The 3163-nt window shown below is 51.3% G+C and carries 5 protein-coding genes; 1 reads left to right on the top strand and 4 read right to left on the bottom strand.

Annotation, left to right across the window (positions count from 1 at the left end; translation table 11 throughout):
- Positions 1-510: 510 nt before the first annotated feature.
- Complete coding sequence (locus DWY79_RS23075; RefSeq protein WP_227154229.1) at positions 511-1197, bottom strand: hypothetical protein; 687 nt, start codon at positions 1195-1197, stop codon at positions 511-513.
- The gene (locus DWY79_RS15335; RefSeq protein ID WP_122369640.1) at positions 1178-2077 is read right to left on the bottom strand and encodes a DUF4373 domain-containing protein; all 900 of its coding nucleotides are present in this window, start codon (positions 2075-2077) and stop codon (positions 1178-1180) included. The genes DWY79_RS23075 and DWY79_RS15335 overlap by 20 nt, the downstream gene beginning before the upstream one ends.
- 47 nt (positions 2078-2124) lie before the next feature.
- Between DWY79_RS15335 and DWY79_RS22500 the strand changes: the two genes are divergently transcribed.
- The gene (locus DWY79_RS22500) at positions 2125-2313 is read left to right on the top strand and encodes a hypothetical protein (RefSeq protein WP_147431806.1); all 189 of its coding nucleotides are present in this window, start codon (positions 2125-2127) and stop codon (positions 2311-2313) included.
- A gap of 90 nt (positions 2314-2403) precedes the next feature.
- Here the strand turns inward: DWY79_RS22500 and DWY79_RS15325 are convergent, their stop codons facing one another.
- Positions 2404-2679, bottom strand: a complete 276-nt coding sequence (locus DWY79_RS15325; protein ID WP_057327319.1) for a hypothetical protein — start codon at positions 2677-2679, stop codon at positions 2404-2406.
- Between the two features lie 4 nt (positions 2680-2683).
- Positions 2684-3163, bottom strand: a 480-nt coding sequence (locus DWY79_RS22605; protein ID WP_122369636.1) for a hypothetical protein, incomplete at its 5' end; no start/stop codon positions are given.

Below are 3163 nucleotides of genomic sequence, written 5' to 3'. Positions count from 1 at the left end.
CGCATTAAAAAGGTTAAACAATAGTGAGCTACCTATATTCTCACGAACGAGATAGCTCTTTTCTTTATTTAACTAAATAACCAAGCTTTTCCTCTGAAAAGCCATGTTGTTAAATTCGATTAATTATAGGCCAAATGTATAATTATTGGAGAAATAGAGTTTTTATGGGCAGACACAAAAAAAAAGCGTGAAGCTGCCGTTATATTGTTATAGGCTTGTCAGGTATCCCCATACCTTTGTCAACTATAACAAACGACAGCTCACGCCATTATTGTATATTTGAGATAATACAACAGCGTGAGCATGAAGTTTGTTATTCTAGTTGACTTTGCTTTTAGGGATGTTTGACAATGCCTAGAATAACACTCGATGCTCTAATACATAATATGTCGCCATGCTTTTCAACTAACGCTATAGCCACATGACGATGCAAATATAACTATATATTTTGTAAATCAATGTTTTTATTGGCGAATTATTAACAGATATGCAAGTGTATACTACTCGTTCTTATGCTTTCTCTTTAGCTATCAGCCCATCGAAATACCTCCGCAGCAACCACGCCATGGCTTGCTGTCGCACCATCGTCAGCCGATAGTCCTCGCTGATGGGCAGGTGACCCGGTGGTCTCCAATGGGCGAAGAGGCTCATGGCGTGGCGTTTCTCCTCGGGGGTATCGTGTATCAATCCCCGCTCTTGCAAGGACTGGTAGACACGGGCGGGATAAAGGCGTTCCAGCGGGTAACCGGCCTTGTATTGCTGGAATACCTTGCGGAGAAAGGCAAGCTCACGCTCTTCCTTGTAAGCCTCGCTGACGGGTGGGAGGGCGTTCTGCCGCCGATCCCGTTCCCGTTCCACGACGGCGTGATAGCGCAGGTCGCTTGTCTTGTAGGCTTTCAGCCAACGTGAGAAGGTGCGGAGGTTCACGCCCGTGTAGTCGCCGAACGTGCCTTTCGCCCCTAGCTCGAAGCAAAGCGATACCTCGGGGAAGGTGAGGTAGGCGTATGATTCCCGGAGGTCGGACGATAACTTGGCCGCCAATATCCCGATATCCCGCTCGTTGTACGTCTGGTAGCCGACCATGATGTACGTCTGTGCGATCAACTGGGAGACGGATTGCGTGAGTTGTTCGATTGATATGTCCTCGATCCGTTCCGAGGACAAGGATTCCCGTAGCCTAAGCTCTAGACTTGTCATGTCCGTCGGCTTGTAAGATGTTCAATGCTATTTGTGCCGCTCGTTCGCTCGCTTTCATGGCTTCTTCTATGCGTGAGGGGGCGGCGGGCCGTTTGTTTCCGGCCGGGGCGATTGGTGCGGGACGATTGATTATGTCTGCCTCGGGTTGGTAATCGAGGCATCTCCACCAAGAGGTGAAACGACGGGCGTAATCGTTCTTGGTGCGGAGCGTTCCCATGTCGCCGGTAGAGACGATGTGACTCTCGAAAAGTTCCATCACGCCCGGTAACAGGTCCAATACGGCGGGACCTTTGCCGCTCATACGGACGATAGCGGCCCGCCAATCCTCATCGTTGGATAGTTCGTCTCGATAAGAGCGGAGGATCTCTTCCCGTGCGTACGTGCGTGCGGGAGAAGAAGTAGTAGTAATGTTTTCTTTCCTTTCCTTTACTATACTATATGCACTTTTCGTGTCATTTTGCGGGGTTTCGTCTGCGAAAACCTCGGTTTTTACATCGTTAACTATCTTATACAACTCAATAACAGCTTTATTATCTGGTCTTTTACTCTTTGAAAAGGCATATTGCTCTTGTATGGTCTCGGAGGTTAGGATATGGCTTTTGTCAAAAGATCTCTCGTGGAATAATCCGAGTTCTATCATTATCCCGATCATGCTCCGGATGTCTTTTTCTTCGAGCCCGAGTTGATCCGAAAGATCGAATATATAGTTGTCGGTTATTTCTATAAAATAACTATTGGCGTAAATGTCGCATAATAAATCCATATAGAGGACGATTGCCTTGAAGCCGCCTTTCCTCTTCAAGCGGCGTATCGTGCGATTATTCATGAAATCGGTATTGAGCGGGAAATAATCCAGCCCCTTTTTAATAGGTCGTGCCATGGTTAATTGAAAATTGATGATTGAAAATTGAAAGTTAATCGCGAGTCTTGATCGCCCTCACGATCCATTGCAGCGTGCGTACGTTGAGCAGCTCGGCGGGCGTGGTGCGTATCACGAGCCATCCGCAAGCGGCGGCCTCGTTGTATTTCTCCATGTCACGCCGCCAGCCCTCGGGGCGGAAGTGGCGACCGCCGTTCCATAAGCCGCCCTCCACCTCTATGGCTACGTGGGCTTGAGGAATGGCGAAGTCGAAACGCCACTCACGGGTGGGGTGGAAGGGGAACTCCCGTTCCACCCGCAGCCCCGTGTAGCGTAAGACGGCCTCGCTAAGCGGCGAGTAGTCCGTTCCCATCAGTCAGGAGTTGTTCGGCCTCTCGGTCCGTGTCGCAGATCTCCACGTAGAAGGTTCCCATCCGGTTGTCGAAGGTGATCCATTTGCGGATGCGTGGCTCGTAGTAATACCCGTACTCGTTTCCCCGTGCGAAGCGGTAGTTGCGTGAGCGGCTCTCGCCCGAGGCGAGGTGGAAGAAACAGGCGGCGGCTTGGTCGCCCAGCAGACAGCCCTTGGCCGTCGGCGTGATAAGCGTGGATGCGTGTGTCATGGTCTTAGGCGGCTGTGTTAAGAGGTTCGTCACTCGTGTTCCCGATCTCGACGAAACGCTCCATGCCGAGGCGCTTGCCTTGCGTGATGTATAGCAGTGCCTCACGCTCGCATAGCGAGAGGTCTTCCAGCAGGCGGTCTATCCATGCGTACTCGTCCCGCCCGAGGTGGAGCCGGGCGGCGAGGTTGACGGGGCAGGTGTTATCGTCGGCACGGTTGACGGCGTAGATGGTGAGCAACTCCGAGTCGCCGGACGGCTGGCGGTAGAAGCCCTCGGCCCGGAGGCCGGGGAAGCAGGTGCCGCAGATCTTCTCCACGTGGAAGTTTAGGTTCGCCATGGCCAACGTAAATTCCTCATGGATAGGGCACTCGTTCTGGTAAGAGGTCTGGTAGCTGTCGGCGGTACGCTCATCGTACACCTCGATCGTCGCTTTCAATTTGTTATCCTTGATGGATACTTGCTTGATTTGTTTGATATTAGACAT

Source organism: Parabacteroides sp. AF27-14 (assembly GCF_003635425.1).
Taxonomy (GTDB): Bacteria; Bacteroidota; Bacteroidia; order Bacteroidales; family Tannerellaceae; genus Parabacteroides; species Parabacteroides distasonis.
The sequence above is the reverse complement of the archived record's forward strand: the minus strand, read 5'-3'. Positions and strand labels throughout refer to the sequence as shown.

Coding starts and splice junctions, on each gene's coding strand:
- DWY79_RS15325 (WP_057327319.1), bottom strand. CDS start 2,679: ATGACACACGCATCCACGCTTATCACGCCGACGGCCAAGGGCTGTCTG.
- DWY79_RS23075 (WP_227154229.1), bottom strand. CDS start 1,197: ATGACAAGTCTAGAGCTTAGGCTACGGGAATCCTTGTCCTCGGAACGG.
- DWY79_RS15335 (WP_122369640.1), bottom strand. CDS start 2,077: ATGGCACGACCTATTAAAAAGGGGCTGGATTATTTCCCGCTCAATACC.